The organism is Hyalangium sp. (assembly GCF_035629615.1).
Taxonomy (GTDB): Bacteria; Myxococcota; Myxococcia; order Myxococcales; family Myxococcaceae; genus Hyalangium.
The window spans coordinates 1-20373 of sequence record NZ_DASPHO010000392.1 but is presented as its reverse complement, the minus strand read 5'-3'; the positions used below and the strand labels follow the sequence as shown (position 1 = coordinate 20373).

Annotated in this window: 15 protein-coding genes and 2 pseudogenes; 5 read left to right on the top strand and 12 right to left on the bottom strand. The window is 67.1% G+C overall.

Annotation, left to right across the window (positions count from 1 at the left end):
• Positions 1 to 21: 21 nt before the first annotated feature.
• The 6 genes from VD972_RS20115 to VD972_RS20090 are packed head-to-tail and all read right to left on the bottom strand — an operon-like array spanning position 22 to position 7957.
• Positions 22 to 2334, bottom strand: a complete 2313-nt coding sequence (locus VD972_RS20115) for a glycoside hydrolase family 3 C-terminal domain-containing protein (protein WP_324989377.1) — start codon at positions 2332 to 2334, stop codon at positions 22 to 24.
• Positions 2286 to 3353 (bottom strand): ABC transporter ATP-binding protein, encoded by a 1068-nt coding sequence (locus VD972_RS20110; RefSeq protein WP_324989375.1) that lies wholly within the window; start codon positions 3351 to 3353, stop codon positions 2286 to 2288. Before VD972_RS20110 ends, VD972_RS20115 begins: the two co-directional genes overlap by 49 nt.
• A complete protein-coding gene (locus tag VD972_RS20105; RefSeq protein WP_324989374.1) occupies positions 3350 to 4321 on the bottom strand; it encodes an ABC transporter ATP-binding protein in 972 nt (323 codons plus the stop codon). Before VD972_RS20105 ends, VD972_RS20110 begins: the two co-directional genes overlap by 4 nt.
• Positions 4311 to 5222 (bottom strand): ABC transporter permease, encoded by a 912-nt coding sequence (locus VD972_RS20100; protein WP_324989373.1) that lies wholly within the window; start codon positions 5220 to 5222, stop codon positions 4311 to 4313. Before VD972_RS20100 ends, VD972_RS20105 begins: the two co-directional genes overlap by 11 nt.
• 23 nt (positions 5223 to 5245) lie before the next feature.
• Positions 5246 to 6223: an ABC transporter permease gene (locus VD972_RS20095; protein WP_324989371.1), complete on the bottom strand. Its 978-nt coding sequence runs from the start codon at positions 6221 to 6223 to the stop codon at positions 5246 to 5248.
• Between the two features lie 33 nt (positions 6224 to 6256).
• Positions 6257 to 7957 carry an ABC transporter substrate-binding protein gene (locus VD972_RS20090; protein WP_324989370.1) on the bottom strand — a complete coding sequence of 567 codons (1701 nt, stop codon included), beginning with the start codon at positions 7955 to 7957 and terminating at the stop codon, positions 6257 to 6259.
• 240 nt (positions 7958 to 8197) lie between these two features.
• Here VD972_RS20090 and VD972_RS20085 point away from each other — a divergent pair, with 240 nt between their 5' ends.
• From VD972_RS20085 to VD972_RS20070, 4 genes are read left to right on the top strand one after another with little or no spacing between them, the layout of a single operon-like run.
• Entirely contained in the window at positions 8198 to 8722 is a 525-nt protein-coding gene (locus VD972_RS20085) for an RNA polymerase sigma factor (RefSeq protein ID WP_324989368.1), read from the top strand.
• Positions 8719 to 9432: a hypothetical protein gene (locus tag VD972_RS20080; protein ID WP_324989366.1), complete on the top strand. Its 714-nt coding sequence runs from the start codon at positions 8719 to 8721 to the stop codon at positions 9430 to 9432. The genes VD972_RS20085 and VD972_RS20080 overlap by 4 nt, the downstream gene beginning before the upstream one ends.
• A gap of 60 nt (positions 9433 to 9492) precedes the next feature.
• Positions 9493 to 10542 (top strand): hypothetical protein, encoded by a 1050-nt coding sequence (locus VD972_RS20075; protein ID WP_324989364.1) that lies wholly within the window; start codon positions 9493 to 9495, stop codon positions 10540 to 10542.
• A 57-nt stretch (positions 10543 to 10599) separates the two neighbouring features.
• Complete coding sequence (locus VD972_RS20070) at positions 10600 to 11859, top strand: hypothetical protein (RefSeq protein ID WP_324989362.1); 1260 nt, start codon at positions 10600 to 10602, stop codon at positions 11857 to 11859.
• A 33-nt stretch (positions 11860 to 11892) separates the two neighbouring features.
• Here the strand turns inward: VD972_RS20070 and VD972_RS20065 are convergent, their stop codons facing one another.
• The gene (locus VD972_RS20065; protein WP_324989360.1) at positions 11893 to 13581 is read right to left on the bottom strand and encodes a hypothetical protein; all 1689 of its coding nucleotides are present in this window, start codon (positions 13579 to 13581) and stop codon (positions 11893 to 11895) included.
• 130 nt (positions 13582 to 13711) lie between these two features.
• On the opposite strand from VD972_RS20065, the gene VD972_RS20060 reads away from it, so the two are divergent.
• Positions 13712 to 16198 carry an NUDIX domain-containing protein gene (locus VD972_RS20060; protein ID WP_324989358.1) on the top strand — a complete coding sequence of 829 codons (2487 nt, stop codon included), beginning with the start codon at positions 13712 to 13714 and terminating at the stop codon, positions 16196 to 16198.
• A gap of 33 nt (positions 16199 to 16231) precedes the next feature.
• Here the strand turns inward: VD972_RS20060 and VD972_RS20055 are convergent, their stop codons facing one another.
• The 5 genes and pseudogenes from VD972_RS20055 to VD972_RS20035 form a co-directional block, all read right to left on the bottom strand.
• Positions 16232 to 16864, bottom strand: coding sequence for a CHRD domain-containing protein (locus VD972_RS20055; protein ID WP_324989356.1), 633 nt, complete (start codon positions 16862 to 16864; stop codon positions 16232 to 16234).
• Between the two features lie 175 nt (positions 16865 to 17039).
• Positions 17040 to 17300, bottom strand: a pseudogene (locus VD972_RS20050) (DUF5953 family protein); the annotation flags it as partial.
• Between the two features lie 83 nt (positions 17301 to 17383).
• Complete coding sequence (locus VD972_RS20045) at positions 17384 to 18436, bottom strand: hypothetical protein (RefSeq protein ID WP_324989354.1); 1053 nt, start codon at positions 18434 to 18436, stop codon at positions 17384 to 17386.
• Between the two features lie 245 nt (positions 18437 to 18681).
• A complete protein-coding gene (locus tag VD972_RS20040) occupies positions 18682 to 19641 on the bottom strand; it encodes a DUF808 domain-containing protein (protein ID WP_324989352.1) in 960 nt (319 codons plus the stop codon).
• Between the two features lie 222 nt (positions 19642 to 19863).
• A pseudogene (locus tag VD972_RS20035) lies at positions 19864 to 20373 on the bottom strand (RCC1 repeat-containing protein); the annotation flags it as partial.

Here is a 20373-nt window from a genome sequence, read left to right as displayed (position 1 = left end):
ATTGGATTTCCTCCCATCGTATCACCGCTGCACCTGGGCCAGGATATCGTTCAGCATCTGCTCGGTGAACTTGCCTTCCGAGAAGGCAATCAGCTTGTAAACGGGCAGCTCGTTGACGAACGCCATCGTCGACATCTCTGCCTTCTTCCTCGCGCGCTCCTCCTGCAGCGTGCGCTTCACGCGGCCTGGCTCCTCGAGCGTCTCTCCCGTGATGACCTTCGCCAGCCGCGAGTAGAAAGCCTGCCCCTTGGGATGGTTCTTGAACTCCTTCAGCAGAGAGCTGCGCGTCAGCGCGGGGACAACCACCTGAGCCGGCTCGACCAGGACGTGCTCTCTCAGGGGCAGGTCCCTGGACGAACCACCGACGAGGATATCGAACCGGCCAGGATTGACGGACCATCGGTGGAGGGCGGTGTTGTAGTAGGCGAAATCACGTGGCTTCAACGTGAAGCGCACCGTCTTCTCCTCGCCAGGCTCGAGCGCCACCTTGGTGAAGGCCTTGAGCTCCTTCTCCGGACGGCTCACCACGGGCCTGTCTTCATGGATGTAGAGCTGGATGACTTCCTTTCCTGCCAACCGCCCCTCGTTCCGGACCTTCAGCTGGACGGTCAGCTTCTCGGTGTCCTGGATGGACGGCGCGCTGAGGGTCAGCTCTGAATAGGCGAAGGAGGTGTAGCTCAGCCCAAAACCAAAGGGGAACAGCGGCGTGATCTTCTTCTTGTCGTAGTACCGGTAGCCGATGAAGACCCCTTCGCCGTAGTGGGCCCGCTGATTCAGTCCGGGGAACTCGATGGAGGTCGGCGTGTCTTCCAGCCTCAGCGGGAAGGTCTCGGACAGCTTCGCTGAGGGGTTGACCCTGCCAGTCAGGATATCGGCGATGGCACCTCCGCCCGCTTGTCCCGTCAGCCATCCCTCCAGGATGGCCTTCACCCGGCCCACCCAGGGCATGGTGATGGCAGAGCCGTTCATCAGCACCACCACCGTGTTGGGCTGGACCTGACTGACCACCTCAATCAACCGGTGATGCCCTTCGGGGATGTCCAGGGAGGAGCGGTCGAATCCTTCGGACTCGTAGCTGTCCGGCAGTCCGGCGAAGACGACGGCCACGTCCGCATTCCTCGCCTGCTGCCGTGCTTCCTCGAGCAGCTGGGCGGTGGTGCCCCCCTCCGTGTCGTAGCCGCTCGCGTAGCCGATGCGCTCGCTCTTGCCCACAATCGCCAGCAGCTCGTCATACGCATGGGAGACGCGGGTCGGATTCACCTGCGAGCTTCCAGCGCCCTGGTAGCGGGGCTCCTTGGCGAACGCGCCAATCAAGGCGATCTTCTTCCTCCCCCCGGCATCCAGCGGCAGGAGGTGGTCCTCATTCTTCAGCAGGATGATGCTCTCAACCGCCACCCGCCTCGCCAGGGCATGGTGCTGATCGACGTCGAAGCGAGCACCCGTCCGGCGGCTCTCCGCGGCCTTGAGGATCACGGCGAGCAGCGAGGCCACCACCTCGTCCAGGCGGGACACCGGCAGCTGTCCAGCCTGGACGGCCTCGATGATCCTCTTGCGGTTCACGTCGCCGCTGCTGGGCATCTCCAGGTTCAGCCCAGCCATGACGCCCTTCACGCGATCATGGACGGCGCCCCAGTCCGACACGACGAACCCCTCGAATCCCCACTCCTCCCGGAGAATCTCCTGGAGCAAGAGGGGATTCTCAGAGGCATAGACACCATTCACCTTGTTGTAGGCGCACATGACCGACCACGGCTGGGCCTGGGTGATCGCGATCTCGAACGCTGGCAGGTAGATCTCGCGCAGGGTCCTCTCATCCAGGTTCGAGCTGCTCACCATCCGCTCGAACTCCTGGTTGTTCGCCGCGAAGTGTTTCAGGGCTGTCCCCACCCCCTCGCTCTGGACACCTTGGATGTAGGACGCCGCCATATGACCGGCCAGGACAGGGTCCTCGGAGAAGTATTCGAAGTTGCGTCCCCCCAGGGGAGAGCGCTTCATGTTGATGCCCGGCCCCAATAACAACTGCACGTCGTTGGCCTGGCTCTCCCGGGCCAGGGCGGCGCCCACTTGGTGGATGAGCTCTGTGTCCCAGGAAGAGGCCAGGGCGGAAGCGGTGGGGAAACAGGTCGCGGGAACGCTCTCCGCGAGGTTCAGCCCCTGCGCCTTCCTGAGCCCATGTGGACCATCCGTCATGAAGATGGAAGGGATGCCCAGCCGCTCGATCTTGTGGGTCCTCCACGGGCCATCGCCGGACAAGAGCAGGGCCTTCTCCTCCAGCGTCATCTGGACTACCAGTTCCTGTGCTCTTGCCTGGGTGTCTTTGGATCGTTCGAGCATTTCAGAAGCTCCTCAGGACCGGACTCAGCGCCGTGTCCGAACAGGTGGCACCGAACCCAGCGTTCTTGATCAAGCTGCGTCGTGCCGGGCATCTCCTGGCGGCACACCTTCATCACACTCGGGCACCGGGCGGCGAATGGGCACCCGGGCGGCGGATCAATCAGCTGAGGCGCACCCGACTTCTCCTGCAGCGCGCTCTTCATCGAGCCGTTAGGGTCCGGCACCGCGGAGAGCAGGAGCTGCGTGTAGGGGTGCGCGGGCCTCTGCATCAGCTCCTCGCTCGGCGCGCCCTCCACGAGGTGCCCCGCGTACATCACCATCGTCCGGTCTGCGAAGTAGCGTGCACTCGCGATGTCATGCGTGATGTACAGATACGAGATTCCCCGCTCCTCCTTGAGGCGCTCCATCAGGTTCAAGATGCCGACACGGATCGACACGTCGAGCATGGAGATTGGCTCGTCAGCGAGGATCACAGAGGGCCCTGGTGCCAGCGCTCGAGCAATGGCCACGCGCTGCCGCTGCCCGCCCGAGAGCTGATGCGGGTACCGGGCCTCGAGCTCGACCGCTGGCTTCAGCTCAACGGTCTCGAGCAGCTCATGCACGCGGTCCCTGAGCTCAGCGGCGCCTCTCGCCTTTCCGTGGAGCAGGAGCGGCCGCTCGAGGTGATTCGCAATCGTATGGACGGGGTTCAGCGACGCGAACGGATCCTGGAAGATCATCTGCACCTGCGCCCGGTAGCCGAGCGAGGCCCGGCGCGGCTCCTCCTGGAGGATGTCCTTGCCACGGAAGAGGATCGTCCCGGCCGACGGCTCCATCAGCCGCACGAGCAACCGCGCGATCGTGCTCTTGCCGCTGCCTGACTCGCCAACGAGCGCGACGACCTGCCGTGGCCTCAGGGCGAAGGAGACCTCATGGAGGGCGCGCAGCTGCTTCGGCCTGAAGCCCCCTCCCACCTGGAAGTATTTACCGACGCCTCTCGCCTCGAGAATCGCCTGGCTCTCCTGGCCGATGGTCGTCATGGTGAATCCAGGTGGCAGGCCTTGATGTGGCCGGGCCCCTGCTCGCGCAGCTCGGGCGAGTCGGCCTGGCAGCGCTCCATCGCCGATGGGCAACGCGGGTGGAAGCGGCACCCCGCGGGGAGCTTTCTCATGTCCGGGGGCGAGCCAGGGATGCCCACGAGCTTCCTGCGCGGCCCTCGAACCGAGGGGACCGAGCTCAGCAGCCCCTTCGTGTAGGGGTGCCTGGGCGCGTGGAAGAGCTCCTGAGAGGGTGCCAGCTCCACGAGCTTACCCGCATAGAGGACCGCGATGCGCGTGGAGAACTCGAGGATCAGCGAGAGATCATGCGTGATGAACAGGATCGAGAACCCGAGCCTGTCCTTGAGCTCCGCGACCTGGTGCAGGATCTCCTTCTGTACCACCACGTCGAGCGCTGTCGTCGGCTCGTCCATGAGCATCAGCGGCGGTTCGAGCGCAAGCGCGATCGCGATCACCACGCGCTGCCGCATCCCGCCCGAGAGCTGGTGCGGATAGCTCGTGAGCCTCGCGCTGTCGATCCCCACGAGCTTCAGCAGCGAGACGGCCCTGTCGACGGCCTCGGAACGCTTCACCCGCTCGTGCGCCAGGATCGTGTCCACGATCTGCTCACCGATCGTGAGGATGGGGTTGAGCGAGTTCATCGCGCTCTGGAAGACGAGCGACACCTTGCGCCAGCGCAGCTCCCGCAACCGCGCCTCGCTCATCCCCAACACGTCCTCGCCCTCGAAGAGCACCTGCCCGCCCGTGATGACCGCGGGTGGGCGGAGGATCCGCAGGAGGGCCTGCGCCACCGTCGACTTGCCACTGCCCGACTCCCCGGCGAGCCCGAGCACCTCGCCTCGCCCGATGTCGAAGGAGACGCCGTCGACAGCGCACACGGGACCCGCGGGCGTCAGGTACTCGACCCGGAGATCACGCACCGAGAGCAACGTCGAGGGCTCAGCTTCCACTGGTCCTCACCACAGGGGTCGAGAGCCCCCCTTCCAGATCAGGGTGCTTGAGGAGCCGCGTCCACGTCCGCTCAGCCCTCAGCCGCGGGTTGCTGAGCTCGTCGATCGCGAAGTTGACGAGCACGAGCGCGAACCCGATGAGCGCGACGCACACGCCCGTGGGGACGACGGTCCACCACGCCCCCGTCAGCAAGGCCGCGTCGTTCGCCGCCCAGTACAGGTTCGTGCCCCAGGTGACCACGCTGACATCCCCGATCCCCAGGAACTCGAGCCCCACCTGCGCGCCAATCGCGTACACCGTCGCCGAGATGAAGCCACTCATCAGGAGCGACGTCATGTTGGGGAGGATCTCCCGGAAGATGATCCGAAGGCGCCCCTCGCCGCTCACGATCGCGGCCAGGACGAAGTCCTTCTCTCGCAGCGAGAGGATCTGCGCGCGCAGCATCCGTGCATTCCACGCCCACCCCGTGATGACCAGCACGAGCCCGATGGTGACGGGCCCAGGGTGCAGGTACGACGCGATCACGACGGCCATGGGCAGCCCGGGGATGATCAAGAACACGTTCGTCATGAAGGACAGGACACTGTCGAGCCACCCGCCGAAGAACCCGGCGACCATCCCCACGAGCGCGCCAATCGCCATGACAGCGAAGCCTGTGAGGAACCCCACCGCGAGCGAGGTGCGAGCCCCCGCAACCGTCTGCGCGAGCACGTCCTGCCCCTGCCCGGTGGTTCCGAGGAGATGCTCGGACGAGGGAGGCTGGTGCGGCGCCCCCACAAAGTCGGACGGGTCGCCCGGCACGAGCGCCGGTCCGAAGAGGCCGAGCAGCACGAAGAAGAGAATGAGCGCCGCCCCGACCGATGCCTTGCGATTCTCGAGGAGCTGCCAGATGAATGACATGCCAGGGTCCCTCCTTCCTGCCGTCAGCGGGTCCGCGTCCGGGGGTCGAGCCACACGTAGAGGATATCCACGAGCAGGTTCGCGCCCAGCACGGCCAGCGTGATGGTCAGGAAGATGCCCTGCATGAGCGGGTAGTCCTGGTTGCGCACCGCCTGGATGAGCAGGTAGCCCTGCCCCGGGTACGAGAACACAATCTCGGTCAGCAGCGAGCCCGAGAGGACGAACCCCAGCGCCATCCCGAAGCCCGTGACGTTTGGCAGGAGCGCATTGCGAGCAGCGTAGTGGAACATGATCCGTTTCTGGGACAAGCCCTTGGCGTTGGCCAGGGTGATGTAGTCCTCGGCGAGCACACCCACCATCGCGCTCCGCATGCTGAGCATCCAGCCTCCGAGCGTCGCGATCACGATTGCCGACGCTGGGAGCACCAGGTGCTGGATCACGCTGAGGATGAACTCGCCGCTCAGCGCGGGCGCGAGCGAGTCGCTGTAGGCATGCCGCAGGGGGAAGGCGCCGAGCACGAACCCGAGCGTGTAGAGGAGCACCATCGCGAGCCAGAAGTAGGGAAACGCGCCCAGGAAGACGAGCACGGGCGGCATCACCGAGTCCAGCCAGCCGCCACGCCTCCACGCGGCGACCACGCCGAGGGTCGTCCCGAGCACGAAGCTGATGATGACCGCGGCCCCCGAGAGTAGGAGGGTCCAGCCCAGTCCTGTGCCGATCACGTCCGTCACCTTCGCGGGGAAGTACGCGATGGAGATGCCCAGATCGCCCTGGAGCAGGTGCCGGACGTAGGTGAAGTACTGCTGGTGGAGCGGCTCGTTCGTGAAGCCGAATGCCACCCGCAGGGCGTCGATGGCCTCGGGCTGGAGCTGACCCGCGAAGCGGGCGAACATGATCGAGGCAGGATCTCCCGGCATGAGGCGCGGGATCAGGAAGTTCAGCGTGAGAGAGGCCCACGCGGCGACCGCGTACACCGCCAGGTTTCGCAGGAGATGTCGCACGGTGTCGGGTGCGCCTTTCTTAACGCGCGGACGTCACTTGGGCTTTACCTCGACCAGGACGAACAGGTTCTCGGGGGAGCTGTTGGGCGTGAGCTTCGCGTAGGGGTTGTCCTTGTTCGGGAAGTTCGTGAAGCGGCGCGTGCTGTACTCCCCCCAGGACGGGCCCGGAAACAGTGGGATGACCGGCGCGTTCTGCACGAAGAGCAGCTGCATCTGCCCGGCGAGCTTCTTCTGCTCCGCGGGGTCATTCGTGCTCTCGAACGCCCGCAGGAGCGCGTCCGCGTCCTCGCTCGCGAATCGGCCCCAGTTGCGGGCCGACACCTCTCCAACGGGCCTGAGCGTCTCGGTCCCCATGAGGTCGCGGTAGAAGTGATACGGCGTCGGCTCATCCGACGTCCACCCCATGCTCAGGTCGAACTCGCCCTTCTGGAGCCTCTCGAACCAAGGACTGAAGTCGTAGGTCTTCAAGGAGGCCTCAACGCCGATCTGCTTGAGGTTCTGCGCGATGATCTGCACGGCGCGCACCCAGTCCGACCAGCCCGTGACGACGTTGATCTCGAAGCGCAGGGGCGTCTTGTCCGGCGCTGCGCGAATGCCACCTTCACCGCGCTTGTAGCCGGCCTCGTCGAGCAGCGCGTTGGCCTTGGCCAGATCGAGCCGGGTCCAGTCGCCCGCCTCCACAGCCTGGGGATTGCGCCAGGCATTGTGCGCGTCACTGAGCGCCGTTGAGTCTGAGGGCCGCGTGTAGCCATACATCGCCACCTTGACGATCTGATCGCGGTCGATCGCCATGCTGATCGCCTTGCGCACTCGGACGTCATTGAAAGGCTTCTTGGTGGTGTTCACGTAGAGGGTCGTCGTATTGCCCACGAGCGGGAACCAGTAGTGGTTGTTCTCCTTGTCCTTGGAGACGAAGACCCGCTCGATGTCGGGCACGAAGCTGCCTGCCCAGTCCAGCTCACCTGTGAGCAGCGCGAGGTTCGCCTGATCGTTGCCCGGGTACGCCGGGAAGCGGAGGCTCTGGACGGCGGGCTTGCCCGGCTGCCAGTAGTGCGGGTTGCGCCCGAGCTCGAAGATCTGATTCTGGAAGACCTTCACCTCGGTAAACGGGCCCGTCGCCACAGGCGTCTCGTTCGTGAAGGTGACCGGGTCCTTGACGTCCTTCCACTTGTGCTCCGGCACGATCGGCTGATGAACGATGTAGACGAGGCCGGGCACGTAGGGGCGCGCCAGGGTGAACTCGACCGTCGTCTCATCCTTGGCCTGGACCCCTTCCAGGAACGCCCACACCGAGGGGAAGTCCAGGGCCTTGTGCTGCTTGAGGAGCTCGAAGGTGAATGCCACGTCCTTGGCCGTGAATGGCTGGCCATCCGACCACTTCACGCCGGGGCGCAGGGACAGGGTAAGCTTCTTGCTGTCCTCACTCCACTCGTGCTTCACAGCCAGCCAGGGCACGAACTCGCCCTTGAGCGTATTGAAGATCATCAGCGGCTCGTAGACGCCGGCGCGGGTGGGAAAGCGCGCGGTGCCCGGCGCGATCAAAGGATTGAAGTTCCGGATCCAGGAGGCCTGCTGCTCCTGAGCGAGCGTGAGCGCCGTGGCCTTCACGGTGGCTGCGGCCGTGGAGGCCGCCGGGGGAGCAGGCTGGGCGCCTTCCTGCGGGCTCTTCTTGCAATGAACGAGTCCCCCAAGCGACAGCAGGGACAGGCACATCAGCAGCAGGCGGTGAGACATGGTTCGACCCCTCCGTAAAGTGTGCCCCATATACGCCATTCACCTCATTGCGATCAGACGTGAAGGCCTGGAGACAAGACTGTCATCGCGTGGGACGGACGCCGCACTGCGTCACAACCAAGCACTCCGGGCGCTGCCCCCTTGCTTGGAAGGGAGTGTGATATCCGCCGGCCTGCCGCGAATAACGGGGTGAGCATGTCAGCGGCGCCACGCGCGCCGGACGCAACCCTTGGAATCGCGATGCCTGAGCAGGACCGACAAGAACGCTTTCTCGCCCTGCTCGAGGACCACCGGCGGATCCTCTACAAGGTGGCGCGTGCGTACGGCCGCACGGACGCGGATCGGGATGATCTGGTGCAGGAGACGATCGCTCAGCTCTGGCGGTCCTTCCCGCGGTACGACCCGCGCTTCCGGTTCTCCACCTGGATGTACCGCATCGCCCTCAACGTGGCGATCTCCTTCCAGCGCCGCGAGAGCACGCGGACCCAGCACCTCGCGGCCGCAGGCGAAGAGTTCCTGCAGGTCGTCGGCAAAGGGGACGTGGAGCCAACCGAAGAGGTCGCGCTCCTCTATCAGTCCATCGGGCGGCTCGATGACCTGAACAAGGCCCTGGCAATGCTCTACCTGGACGGGCACAGCCACGCGGAGATCGCCGAGGTGCTCGGCATCAGCACCACCAACGTGGCCACCCGGATCGGCCGCTTGAAGGAACGGCTCCGGAGCGAGCTTCACCCCACCCCTTCACGTCAAACCCTGGAGGCATGACGATGGAACTCGACGAGCTTCGACAGCATTGGGCGGCGTACGATCGGCGACTGGATGAGGTGCTCCGCCTCAACCGGCAGCTCTTGCGTTCCACCAACCTGGGCAGGATTCGGTCTGCGATGCAGCGCCTGCGTGCAGTGCTCGGCTTCGAGCTCGTGCTCGACTTGATCCTCGTCGTGGCGCTGGGCGCGTTCATGGCCGCTCACCTCTCCGAGCCCCGCTTCCTGATCCCGGCCATCGTCCTGAACCTGGTGGTGCTGGGTACACTGGTGGCGACCCTCCAGCAGTGGGTGAGAGCGAGTGCGCTCGACTACGACGCCCCGGTGGCCACGATCCAGCACCGCCTGGAGGCAGTACGGGTGTCCAGGATCCGGAGCACGCAGTGGCTGCTGCTACTCGCGCCGCTCCTCTGGACGCCGCTCTTGATCGTCGCCCTGCGCGCGGGGCTCGGCGTGGATGCGTACGCACTGCTGGGCGTCAGATACCTGATCGCCAACCTGCTGTTCGGCCTCGCGTTCGTGCCCGTCATGTGGTGGGCCTGCCGACGGTTTGCGGATCGCCTCGACCGCGCTCCGTGGGTGCAGCGCCTTGCTCGGGACGTCGCAGGGAGGAACCTCACCGCGGCCCTGGACCAGCTGGCGAGCATTGCCGCCTTCGAGCGCGAGGAGGACGGATCGGACCGCCCGGCTCCGCCCGTCCCGCCGGCCTGACGGCAACCCTTCCCCAGAGCCCCTGGCAGGAGGCACACTCCCGAGGGAATGCGCCCGAGCGTGGCCCTCACCGCTGATGACACTCGCGACTGGGGATTGCCCCTTGCGGGCCCGGGGCTGCTGCTGGACGTGCCTCACGAGGGCCTCTGGGCCCAGCGACCTGCCCTGCACTTCGATGCCGCGCCGGGCTACCGGCTGCGAGTGGCCAGCGGGGACCAGGCACTGCTCTGGGTGCGCATTGACGGCTATTGGGACCGGTGCGGCTTCCTCCGAGGGCCGCCCGGCGCTCCCTGGGGTCTCCCCTCGTTGTCAGCGGCGGAGGTGCGCGAGGTAAAGCATGCACCAGGCTCGCCCCTCTGGTGGGAGGCCTGGATGTGGCGGCTGGGCCGCGCGCTCGCGCAGTCGGAGCATCCGGTGCTCTACGCGGGGCGCTGGTGTCTGCGTCCCGTGCGGACCCTCCGCCCCCCCGAGGGGTACCGCTACCCCATCAGCACGATGGAGTGGCGGTTCGGCCAGCCCCCCTGCCTGCCTCACTCCCTGGAAGCCGTCACGCGCTTCGAGCGGTTCTGGGTGGAGGACTGGACGGCGTACGGACCTCCCTCCGAGGAGGGGATGTTCCAGGGGGCCGTGGTGCCGCTGCGGACTCCTTCGCCCAGGGAGGATGGCCGGGTGAAGAGCTGGCGCAAGCGCTCGCGTGACGGGACGTTGCCGCCCGCGGTGCTGCTCTACGTGGACCTGCTCGGGAAGTGGCTGGTGCTCGACGGACACGACCGGATTCACGCGGCCCTGCTCGAGGGCATCCCCCCTCCCCTGCTGGGACTCTGGCCCGTCCTCGAGGAGGTCCAGCCTTCGAGCCCAGAGGGGCAGCGGGGCGTCCTCCAGGCGGCGGAGTTCCATCTGCGCGATGGGGCCAGGCCGAGCGTCGTCGACAGGGTCAACCGCATGCTGCTGCTCAACTTCCAGGGGAGCCGGCGCAGCACCGTGACGCGTGCCTGGCCACTGAAGGGGGGGCTCCCGGCCTGGAGGGCTGAGGTGCTCGCCTGGCGCCGCTCGAGCGCCTTCCCAGCGGACGCTCAAGACTGGGAGTGGTTCGTGGCACCCAGGAAGTGAACACCTTCCATGCTGCCCAATCCCTCCGGAGCGCGGGGGTGTTCTAGGATCTTCACCATGGAGAACGTCCCTTCGGGAACGAGCAAGGCCGGCCACCCCGTGGCCTACCTCACGGACGTGGAGGGCGTCTGGGAGAAGCTGGCCAGCTTCTGCCAGGACAATCCGCATGTCTCCCTCGAGGCCGGAGATCGGCTCGTGGTGCGGCCGGGCGCGACGTTCGTGTACGGGGGAGATGCCATCGATCGAGGCGCTGCGGGGCGTCGGGTGGTGCGGGCGCTGCTGGAGGCCTGGCGTCAGCAGCCCTCGCAGGTGGTGCTGCTGGCGGGCAACCGCGACATCAACAAGCTGCGCCTGGTGCGGGAGCTGAACGGACATCCCCCAGCGAGGACTCCTGCGGAGCTGCGGGAAGCCCCCCGGCCAGTGCTGCTGCGGTGGATCTTCGAGAACACCATGGGCGCGCGCGGGGCCTTCGAGTACCGCCAGACGGAGCTGGCCAGCACCGGCACGCCCGTGAGCGAGGAAGACGTGGTGGACAGCTTCCTCGAGGACCTGGGCCCCAAGGGAATGCTGAGCGACTACCTCGCCGCTTGCCGGCTGGTCCACCGCATCGGCAACACCCTCTTCGTCCACGGAGGGGTGCACGAGCACAGCATCGGCCGAGTGCCCTCACAAAGCCCGGTGGAGGGGGTGGACGCGTGGGAGGAGGTCCTCAACCGCTGGTACAGCAAGCAGCTCGAGGCCTTCACCGAGCGGCGCTTCGAGCGGGGGGGCACCCCGGCCTGGGAGCCGCTCATCGCCTACCAGGCACCGACTCCTGGCCAGCGCATCAACACCGCCAGCGTGGTGTACGGGCGCATGGCTGACGAGAACAACCACCCCACCCTGCCCTCCCAGTCCCTGGTGGCGACGCTGGCCCATGCGGGAATCCACCGCCTGGTGGTGGGCCACACCCCGAGCGGGGACAGCCCTTCGGTGCTGCGGGGCGAGGAGTTCGAGCTCATTCTCGCGGACAACTCCTACGGCCGGGTCGAGGGGGCCTCTCAGCTCTTCCTCCGCGCGGACAGCGTCTACGTGGAGGGCCGGGCAAGACTGGACGACGGGCGGCTGGAGCAGGTCCGCTTCCGGCTCTCGCTGGGAGACGACTCCTCCTTCATCGGACGGCAGCTGCTCGACACCGGGCAGCTGGTGAAGGGACCGCTCGAGAGCGAGGACTGGCTCCTGTTCCGGGCGTTGCCGCAGCGGCGCATCGAGCAGCTCTCGGCGTCACCGGGCGAGCTCGCGAGGCGGAGCCTGGGCCTTGCGCGGGCCAGCCTCTGATTGGAAGGTGACCCACGGCCCATGCGGCGGCACTCAAGGCGCGTCCGTGCTCGTCTCGGGCGGCCTCGCCGCGACGTAGGTGTACCCCTGCTCGCTGGGGCTGGGGGTGTTCCAGGCATTCTGGAACTCCTCCCATGAGTACACTTCCTCGCGGTTCTGGTACGGGTTGTAGACCCGCACGTAGGTCTCTCCCTGGGCATTCTCGCTGACGGCGAGCACGCTCACCCAGTGGGTGATGTCGTCGGCCGAGTCCCCCGCCGAGGCCAGCATTCCATCCTGGGCCCCGTCGATGTTGACCAGGACGGTCAAGGCGCCTCCATCCGCCAGGAGGCGCTGCACCTCCTCGGAGGTGGGCTCCCGGGCGTGGTTGTTGTTGTAGGTGTTGGCGGCGCTGTGCCCGCCATTCAGATCCTTCATGGCCGGGGCGTTGCCATCTCCATCCTCCCCGACCACCTGCCACCCGTTCTGGCGGAAGAACTCCTCGAGATGGGTGGAGTTCGTCAGCGCCTCCCCATCGCTGAGGATGGCCGTCCCATCCTGGGTCGTGAGGCCGAGCGCGTTGAAGTTCTGCAGGCCCTCGGCGATGCCGAGACCGACGACGGACATGACCGACAGCTCGCCACAGAGGTTGCCGTGGGTGTAGTCATCGCCCTCGCCCCCCAGGATGAGGCCCGTGTTCAGGTACTGCGCGATGGGGTCCTGGCCCTCTTGATGATACGTGGCCCACTCGCCACTCATCCCCTGTCCCCAGGGCGCGCCGTTCGTGGAGAGCAGGAGCGGCTCCTCGGCCGGGAGGCCCCCCTCGGGGATCTCGCCGAAGTAGAAGGCCAGCTCCTCCTGGACGGTGGCCTCCCACTGCGACAGGGCCCGCTCCTGCTGCTGCTCGGGCGAGAGCTGGTCCCAGTCCTCGCTCAGGGGCGGCGGTGCCGTGCCCTCACGCATCCACGGCGGCTCCATGGCCTCGACATGGCTGGCCCAGTCCGCGCGGATCTCGTCGAGGATGGCGGCCTTGTCCTCCGGGACGAGGTGGTTCCACTCCGCGGCGTTGAACCAGGGAGGCCTGCTCCCCTGCTCGAGCCAGCGGGGCTCGGGGAGCCCGCCACCGACGTCCGCCACCACCATCTGGGCGAGGTGGGGCGGGAGGTTCGCCTGCTCGAGGGCGGCCTGACGCGCGAGCCCCGGCTCTGCCGAGAGGATGGAGTGCACCACCTCTCCCGGCACCGTGCCCGCCACCTGGTACTCGGGGTGGTCGCGGAGATAGTCCGCGGACTCCGACCACTGCTGGGTGGCTGGATCGTAGATGTGGTCGCCCTGGTGGATGACCACGTGACCGGTCTCGCCCTCGGCGCCGGGGCGCGTATCGGTCAGGAAGAGGACCTCGGAGCGGGCAAGCTCGTCGGGAGCGGCCTGTGCCAGGACGTCTCCCACCCCGTCCAGGCAGTTGACACTGCCGTCGCCCGTGTTCTCTATCAGCAGCGAGCTGCCCTCGGCGGGGACTGTCTCTCCCGAGAGGCTTGGCCCCTGGGGCGTGGAGGTGGAGGTAAAGGCGTCACTCCCTTGAGCGGAGCTTGCAGCCTCCGCGGCGAGGCGAGCGGCTTCCTCCGCGGCGCGGCGAGCAGCCTCCTCCGCAGCGCGGCGAGCGGCCTCCTCCGCGGCGCGGCGAGCGGCTTCAGCTGCGGCCTGGGCAGCAGACGGTGATTCGTTCGAGACTCGGATGGCCATGACTCCCCCTGTGCGGGCTTGAAGACAAGTCTAGGACGGCCAGTGAAGATGGCGAAGTTCCTCCTGGGTTCGTGGGTGGCCTCCCAAGCTCGCTCCCGTTGCCACGGGGGTGGAGGTACGCTCTGCGGGCATGACGATGGCTCCCGGCCTGACGCTCGCTCCCGGCCACCGCGTGAGGTGGATGGAGGATCGCGTCCTCGTCGAGTCCGACGACGACCGCAGCCGTCTCCGCGCCGCGCTGGAGCGCCACCTCAGGGTGGGCGACGGGGGACAGACGCTCGTGCTCGGCGGACAAGTCCGCGCTCGCCTGGGCGACATCCTGCCCGTGGAGGCGCTCACGGCCTTCGAGGCGCGCTTCCTGGCCGACAGCGATGTGCCGATGACGCTCCCCGCCGGTCCGCCATCGTTCTCGCCACGCACGGACCTCCACACGCACTTCGCCGCCGCCCTCCCCGGACGAACCCTGCTCGAGCTGGCCGCTGAGGAAGGAGTCACCGTGCCCCGCGGGCTGCTCGCGGAGGCAGGCATCGATGCCCGCCAGGATGTCCCTGCCACTGTGCTCGAGGTGCTGGCGCGCGAGCGGCTCGCGCGCAGCCTCGACGTTCCCCTCGATCGGCAGATCACGTTCCATGACATGGAGCGCCTCTACGCGCGGCGCAGTCCGTTCACCAAGCACCCCAGGCTCTTCGTCCCGCAGCTGCGCGCCATCTCCCAGGAGCTCGCCGCATCCGGGGTGTCCTATGCCGAGCTCTCGCTGTCCACGGCGGTGGAGCCGGAGGTGCTGGCCGCGCTCCATGCTTCGCTTGAGGACATTGAAGCGACCAGCGGCGTGCGTCTCCGCTTCCTTGTGGCGTTGTCGCGTCACGACGATCTCGAGTGGGACCTCGATGTGCTCGATCGCCTCGAGCAGTGCCTGACCAGCCGGGCTGTCGTGGGCGTGGACATCATGGGCCATGAGACCTGCTCCACGCGGGCCTTTGTCCCGGTGCTCGAGCGTGCCGCGGCGCTCGGGGGAGCGCGGCCCGGCTTCGTGGTCCGTGTCCATGCGGGCGAGAACCCCGCGTTCCCCGAGAACGTCCGCGTGGCGGTGCGCACGCTGCTGCCCTTCCCGGGCGTCGAGATCCGCATCGGCCACGGCCTCTACGGCGTCGACGACGACACCCTCGCGTCCATGGCCCGCAACGCGGACCGGGTGGTGGTGGAGTTCAACCTCACCTCCAACCTGGCGCTCAACAACATCCAGACCACGCTGCAGGTGCCCTTGCGCCGGTACGTGGACGCTGGCGTGGCGGTCGTCCTCGGCAGCGACGGTGCGGGCCTCTATGGCACCTCCGCCCTCGAGGAAGCGCGCGCCGCACTCGCATGCGGCCTTGACGAGGCACGGCTCGCCCGGCTGCGCCTCACGGAAGACACGCTGCTGGCGCGGCGCCAGGAGCGGGAACACGCAGCGCCACCGCTGCGAGACTGGCTCCCTCCTCCGCTCGCGCCGCGGCGACACTTCACCCCCGCTCGCGCCGCCGAGCTTGCAGCCCTCCGCGGTGCACTGCGCGCGGCTCAGGACCAGCGGCTGCGCGAGCTGGGGGCCACCGTCGTTGACGAGGTTCCCACCCTGGCCGATCGCCCGGTGTTGTGGCTCGCGGGGGCGTGGCGTCACGCATTTGCCGCCTGGTCACCGGACGCGGTCCGACATGCCACCACAGTCCTCGAGGAAGTCCTTCGCGGCCTCGCGGCGCGCGGGGGCGTGCTCCTGACAGGAGGAACGCTCCACGGAGTGGAAGGGCTGAGCCACGGCCTCGCCGCGCTGGCGGGCGTCGAGGTCCTCGGCGCCATCGTGGGTGAGACACTGGCGGATGACCTCGATGGGCGCGTTCAGAAGTTCTGGCGCTGCGCGCGTTCTTTGTACGAGAAGGCTGCGCCGGTGGTGCGCCTGGTGCGAGACACCCATGGGCTCGGGCTCTTCCTCGGAGGCGGCCTCATCGTCGCGGACGAGCAGCAGGCGGCGCACAACGTCCGGGCCCGGCACGTGCTGCTGTCGGGGCTGCGGGGTGCCGCCGTGGACGCCGCGCGTGCCAGCCAGCACGCCCGCTTCGTCGACGACGCGGCGGGTGTGCTAGCAGTGCTCGATGACACGCGTCCTTGGGGCCGGCTCCACTATCCGGGGCCCAACGACGCCGCCGACGTCATCCTCGTCCGGCGCGGCGCCCTGGGCGATGAAGAGCTGCTCCTGATTCGGCGCCACGACGACAGTGACGCCGCCGCGGGGCGGATGTCCTTGCCTGGAGGGTTCGTTCAACCGGGTGAGTCGCCGCGCGACGCCGCCGTCCGAGAGCTCTTCGAAGAGACCGGCATGCGGGTGCCGGCGAGCGCGCTGGTGCCCGTCTGCGTCGTGGCTGGCGGCGGGCGCGACCCTCGAGACACCGACGAGCGGTGGGTGCGCAGCCATGTCTTCGCCATCCGCATCGACGGCGCCGCTTCTCACGACACCGCTGGAAGCCTTGTGCTCGGTGGCTCGGACGCCGCGGCGGCACTCTTCGTGTCTGTCGAGCGGCGGCCTCGCCTGGCCTTCGACCACGACGACCTCGTCATCCAGGCCCTCGCGGTGCTCGCTGCCCGCTGAACGAGCGCAGCCAGCACGCCGAATCGCACACGACTACTGCTGGACCGCGTAGATCTGACCGCGCATCTCTCCGTAATAGGTATGCGCCTTGGTGTGGAGATTGAAATAGAGCACACCCTTCTTCGCCAGGTACTCCAGGCTGGCAAGGGTCTTGGCCTGGGCCAGGAACCCCAGCTCGGCGGGGCAGCTCTCGGGCAACGAGGGCTTCAGCCCCGGCATGTCCTTGATGAACCTCACATTCTTGTTGGTGAGCTCCACCGACAACTTGCCTTCGGAGAGCTGCTTTGCCGGGCTCTCGGACTCTCCAAAGTCCACGATGATGGGGCCGAGGACGCCTGGAGGGCCGCAGTGAATGTGGAACATGAGGATGTCGGCGGGGTTCACCCCTTGAAACTCGACCTCGACATAGGCCTTGCTCAGATCCCGAGCGAACCGGATCTGCCCATAGCCCCGGGACTTTCGGCTCTCTCGCGGCACCGAGGGGGCTGTGGCCCCGAGGCTCTTCTGGAGCGCCTTCGGCGTCTCTGACTCCTCACCTGGCTCCTGGGCGGGGCTCAGGAAGGCCTCGTAGACGGTGAAGGTCGTCGCGCCGAGGGACGGGTCCTTTGCCTGGGCGGGCAACGAGAACAGAGCGATCGTGAGCGCGAGGGTCGTGAGTCTGGGCATGGTGCATTCCACCTGGAAGTTGGTGGCTTCATTCATACCGACGAAGTGGAGCGGCTGATGTCCAAAGACGGCCATGAGGTGGCCGTTCGCTGTGCAGCAAGCGACCCGCTCCTGTTCACCGACTTCTCCTTCACAGACAATGAATCAGGCCTGGCTGTGAGCGCTCCAACCTCGCTCAGGGGGCAGAGCGCCCGCCGATCTCCGGGAAGCGCTCATAGGTCCGCAGGAGCGCGCCCAGGTGAGTGGGGTTGTCGAGATAGAGCGGCGCATGCGTGAGCTGCACAACCCACCCGCCCGACGCCGTGCGCCGCGCCCGCGTGAGCAGCTCGGCGTCGCGAGCAGCATCCGGGAACCCGATGGCTCGTGCGGCAGGGGCAGACCCATAGTTCAGCCACCCCAGGCGATGCGGAATCTCAGGCGAGCGCATGGCACTAGGCTAAAAGGGGCCGCGCCGCCTGGAAAGGTTGCACGGCCTCGATTCCCGCCGCCTCCGGCTCCCGGTGACCTTGCACCGGTTGGCTAGAGCAATTTCATGTAAGCGACAATGTCCGCCTGCTCCTGCGGGGTGATGACGATGCCGTCCAACACCATGAACACGTTGGCGTAGTGCTCCATCAACTCCTCGAGCGTCTTCGCCGAGTTGTCATGGAAGTAGGGCGCGGTGTTCTTGATGTTGCGCACGCCGGTGATCTTGAACGCGTTGAGGTCGGCATTGTTGCCGGTGATCAGGAAGCGGCCGGGGTCAGGCGTGGAAACGGTGGTGGTGGTGCCGTCGGGGTTCGTGATGACAAGCGTCTGGACGGGGAGATTGCCCGGGTTCAGCTCGGAGACCAGGTGCGAGATGAAGTCGAGGCCGGGGGGCAGCCCGAGGCCATTGTTCACCGGGATCTCGTTGAGCAACGCGCCGGAGTGGCACGAGCCGCACAACCCTTCCGGGTTGAAGAACACGCGCCCACGCTTCTCCGAGAGGGTGTTGCCCGGCGGCAGCCCCGGCTGAGGCCCCGTCCCCTTGGCATAGTTGCGCAGCGCCGAAGAGGAGAACAGCGTCTTCTCGTACGCGGCGATGGCGTTCAACTGGTACAGGGTGGGCGCAAGGGTGTTCTGCGCGTGGCCGTGGATGGCGTCCAGGGCCTGAGCCTGGAGGGTGGGCGCGCGGCCATCGGCCATCAGCACGGGATCCAGCGCCGGCGTGTCCAGGGTGGAGGGGATGCCGCGCTGCAACGTGATCGTCCTGGCCGTCGGGTTGCTCGCCAGGCTCACGTTGGGAGGCAGCGGCAGGGTGACGAGGATGGTGGCGTTGTTCAGCAGCCGGCTGTAACTGCTGCCCAACCCATTGTCCGAGTCCAGCGGCCGGAAGATGGGATCGTTGGGATTGGCGGCATAGCGCGCCTGAAGCTGTGCGGGGTTGACCGTTCCGGTGGTAGCGAGGTGGCAGGACTGGCACGTGCGCCCGTTGCCGCCGAAGGTCCCATACCTGAATAGGAATGCGCCGTCGCTGACGAGCGACTCCTGATGAACCGAGCCGAGCTCAACCTCTTGAGGTTGGACCTCCTCCGAGCCTCCACAGCCCATGAGTGAGATCAGGGCAGCGAGTGGAAGGGCGGTTCCCCAATTTTTCAGTGAGAATGTAATCATCTGTCGTTCCTTGACTGCTGGGATGACATGTGGGCGTTAAAGCGCCAAGCGCATACTGCAATATGCAAGTATGACCGGAATTTTAGCGATTACAAGCTTTCCTTGCTTGGCGGCTATTACCGGCCTGCACGAGCCAAGGGGCGCAGAGGCATGGATGACGTCTGGGCGTGGGCGGCGAGGACCTAGCCAGGCTTCGGGCGCACCGCTTGGAAGGCGCGCTTCGCCGCTGTTACGCCCAGCAGGACAAGCGCCCCGGCAACGACCCCGGCCAGCGCATCCACCAGCGTCGGTGCCAACGCCTGCAGGGCCCCTCCGATGACTGGCACGGTCCCTACACCGTGCGCGAGATTCTCGCTGAGGTGATGCAGCGCGGGGATGCCGTGCGTGAGGATGCCGCCGCCGACCATGAACATGGCGGCTGTCCCTGCGATGGAGAGCCCCTTCATCAGGTAGGGGGCGGTCAGCAGCAGCCCCCGGCCGAGCGCTCGCTGGAGCTGACTGAAGGAGCCGGTGCCCGACTTCTTGCTGAGGTAGAGCCCCGCATCGTCGAGCTTCACGATGCCGGCGACCAGGCCATAGACGCCAACAGTCATGATGAGGGCGATGCCGACCAGCACGGCGACTCGCTGGCCAAAGGTCGCGGAGGCGATTGTGCCGAGCGAGATGACGACGATCTCGGCCGAGAGGATGAAGTCGGTACGAACCGCGCCCTTGATCTTGTCCCTCTCGAAGGCGACGAGATCGACCGCGGGGTCTATGACGGCTTGGACGAGCTCTCCGTGATGGAGTTCCTCCTCAGCCTTGCTGTGCAGGAACTTGTGGGCCAGCTTCTCGAAGCCCTCGAAGCAGAGGAAGGCCCCCCCCAGCATCAACAGCGGGGTGATCGCCCAGGGCACCAGTGCGCTGATGGCCAGGGCGGCAGGCACCAGGATCGCCTTGTTCACCATCGAGCCTTTCGCGACCGCCCAGACGACGGGCAGCTCACGATCGACAGCGACGCCTGCCACCTGCTGGGCGTTCAGCGCGAGATCGTCACCGAGGACACCAGCGGTCTTCTTGGTCGCGACCTTGGTCATGGCCGCGACGTCGTCCAAGAGGCTGGCGATGTCATCAAACAGTGTCAGGAGGTTGCTGCCGGCCACGATGGTCTTCCTGTCTCTACGAGGCTCTGAGCCTCATCCGACAGCTCGCTCGGGCCGCTGGCCCGGGGGAGCCCGGTCCTGGCAGGTTAGTGGGGATACCTCGTCGCGTCGAGCAGGGACCGCATGCCAGGTTCACCCGGGCCAGTGGCCACGAGCCCCGTCACCAGGGTCGAGTGGTAGCGTGGCCTCTAGCGCGGTGAAGGGGAAGGCCTCCGCGCTGCCTCATTCCGCGTGGCACCTCTGAGCCTCACCCTGCCCCTCCTCCCACGAGGGCACAGCCACCAGCCGGCAGGGCAGCAGCACGCGCGCGGGCGTGAGGTGTATTGGGGAGATGCCATCACCGATCGACCCGCCGGTGTTGCTGCCCCAGCTCACCGCGGTGCCGTTCGCGCGTACGGCCAGCACGCGTGACTCCGTGGAGTCCATCGAGAGGGACACGGCGTCCGTCAGCCCCGGCACTTGCACCCAGTCCTCGGCCCGGATCACGCCCGGCACCCCGAGCACCCCCTTGATGTTGAGGCCCCTGCCCCAGACGGTGCCATCCGCGCGCACCACGTGGAGTGCGGCCCCATTGCCCTGCGCCACCGCCACTACGCCCGTGATGCCCTCCACCTGCGTGGGGGGGGCCGTGCCGGTCCCGTGTCCGAACCACTGCCAGAGGGTTCCGTCCGCACCGAGGGCATAGGTGCCCATCATGCCCACGCTCACGGCGCGGATGTTCACGAGCCCTTC

Excerpts from the sequence above, each read along its gene's own strand:
- VD972_RS20115 (WP_324989377.1), bottom strand. The coding sequence starts at position 2,334 with ATGCTCGAACGATCCAAAGACACCCAGGCAAGAGCACAGGAACTGGTA.
- VD972_RS20110 (WP_324989375.1), bottom strand. The coding sequence starts at position 3,353 with ATGACGACCATCGGCCAGGAGAGCCAGGCGATTCTCGAGGCGAGAGGC.
- VD972_RS20100 (WP_324989373.1), bottom strand. The coding sequence starts at position 5,222 with ATGTCATTCATCTGGCAGCTCCTCGAGAATCGCAAGGCATCGGTCGGG.
- VD972_RS20090 (WP_324989370.1), bottom strand. The coding sequence starts at position 7,957 with ATGTCTCACCGCCTGCTGCTGATGTGCCTGTCCCTGCTGTCGCTTGGG.
- VD972_RS20085 (WP_324989368.1), top strand. The coding sequence starts at position 8,198 with ATGCCTGAGCAGGACCGACAAGAACGCTTTCTCGCCCTGCTCGAGGAC.
- VD972_RS20080 (WP_324989366.1), top strand. The coding sequence starts at position 8,719 with ATGACGATGGAACTCGACGAGCTTCGACAGCATTGGGCGGCGTACGAT.
- VD972_RS20070 (WP_324989362.1), top strand. The coding sequence starts at position 10,600 with ATGGAGAACGTCCCTTCGGGAACGAGCAAGGCCGGCCACCCCGTGGCC.
- VD972_RS20065 (WP_324989360.1), bottom strand. The coding sequence starts at position 13,581 with ATGGCCATCCGAGTCTCGAACGAATCACCGTCTGCTGCCCAGGCCGCA.
- VD972_RS20060 (WP_324989358.1), top strand. The coding sequence starts at position 13,712 with ATGACGATGGCTCCCGGCCTGACGCTCGCTCCCGGCCACCGCGTGAGG.
- VD972_RS20055 (WP_324989356.1), bottom strand. The coding sequence starts at position 16,864 with ATGCCCAGACTCACGACCCTCGCGCTCACGATCGCTCTGTTCTCGTTG.
- VD972_RS20045 (WP_324989354.1), bottom strand. The coding sequence starts at position 18,436 with ATGGGCTGTGGAGGCTCGGAGGAGGTCCAACCTCAAGAGGTTGAGCTC.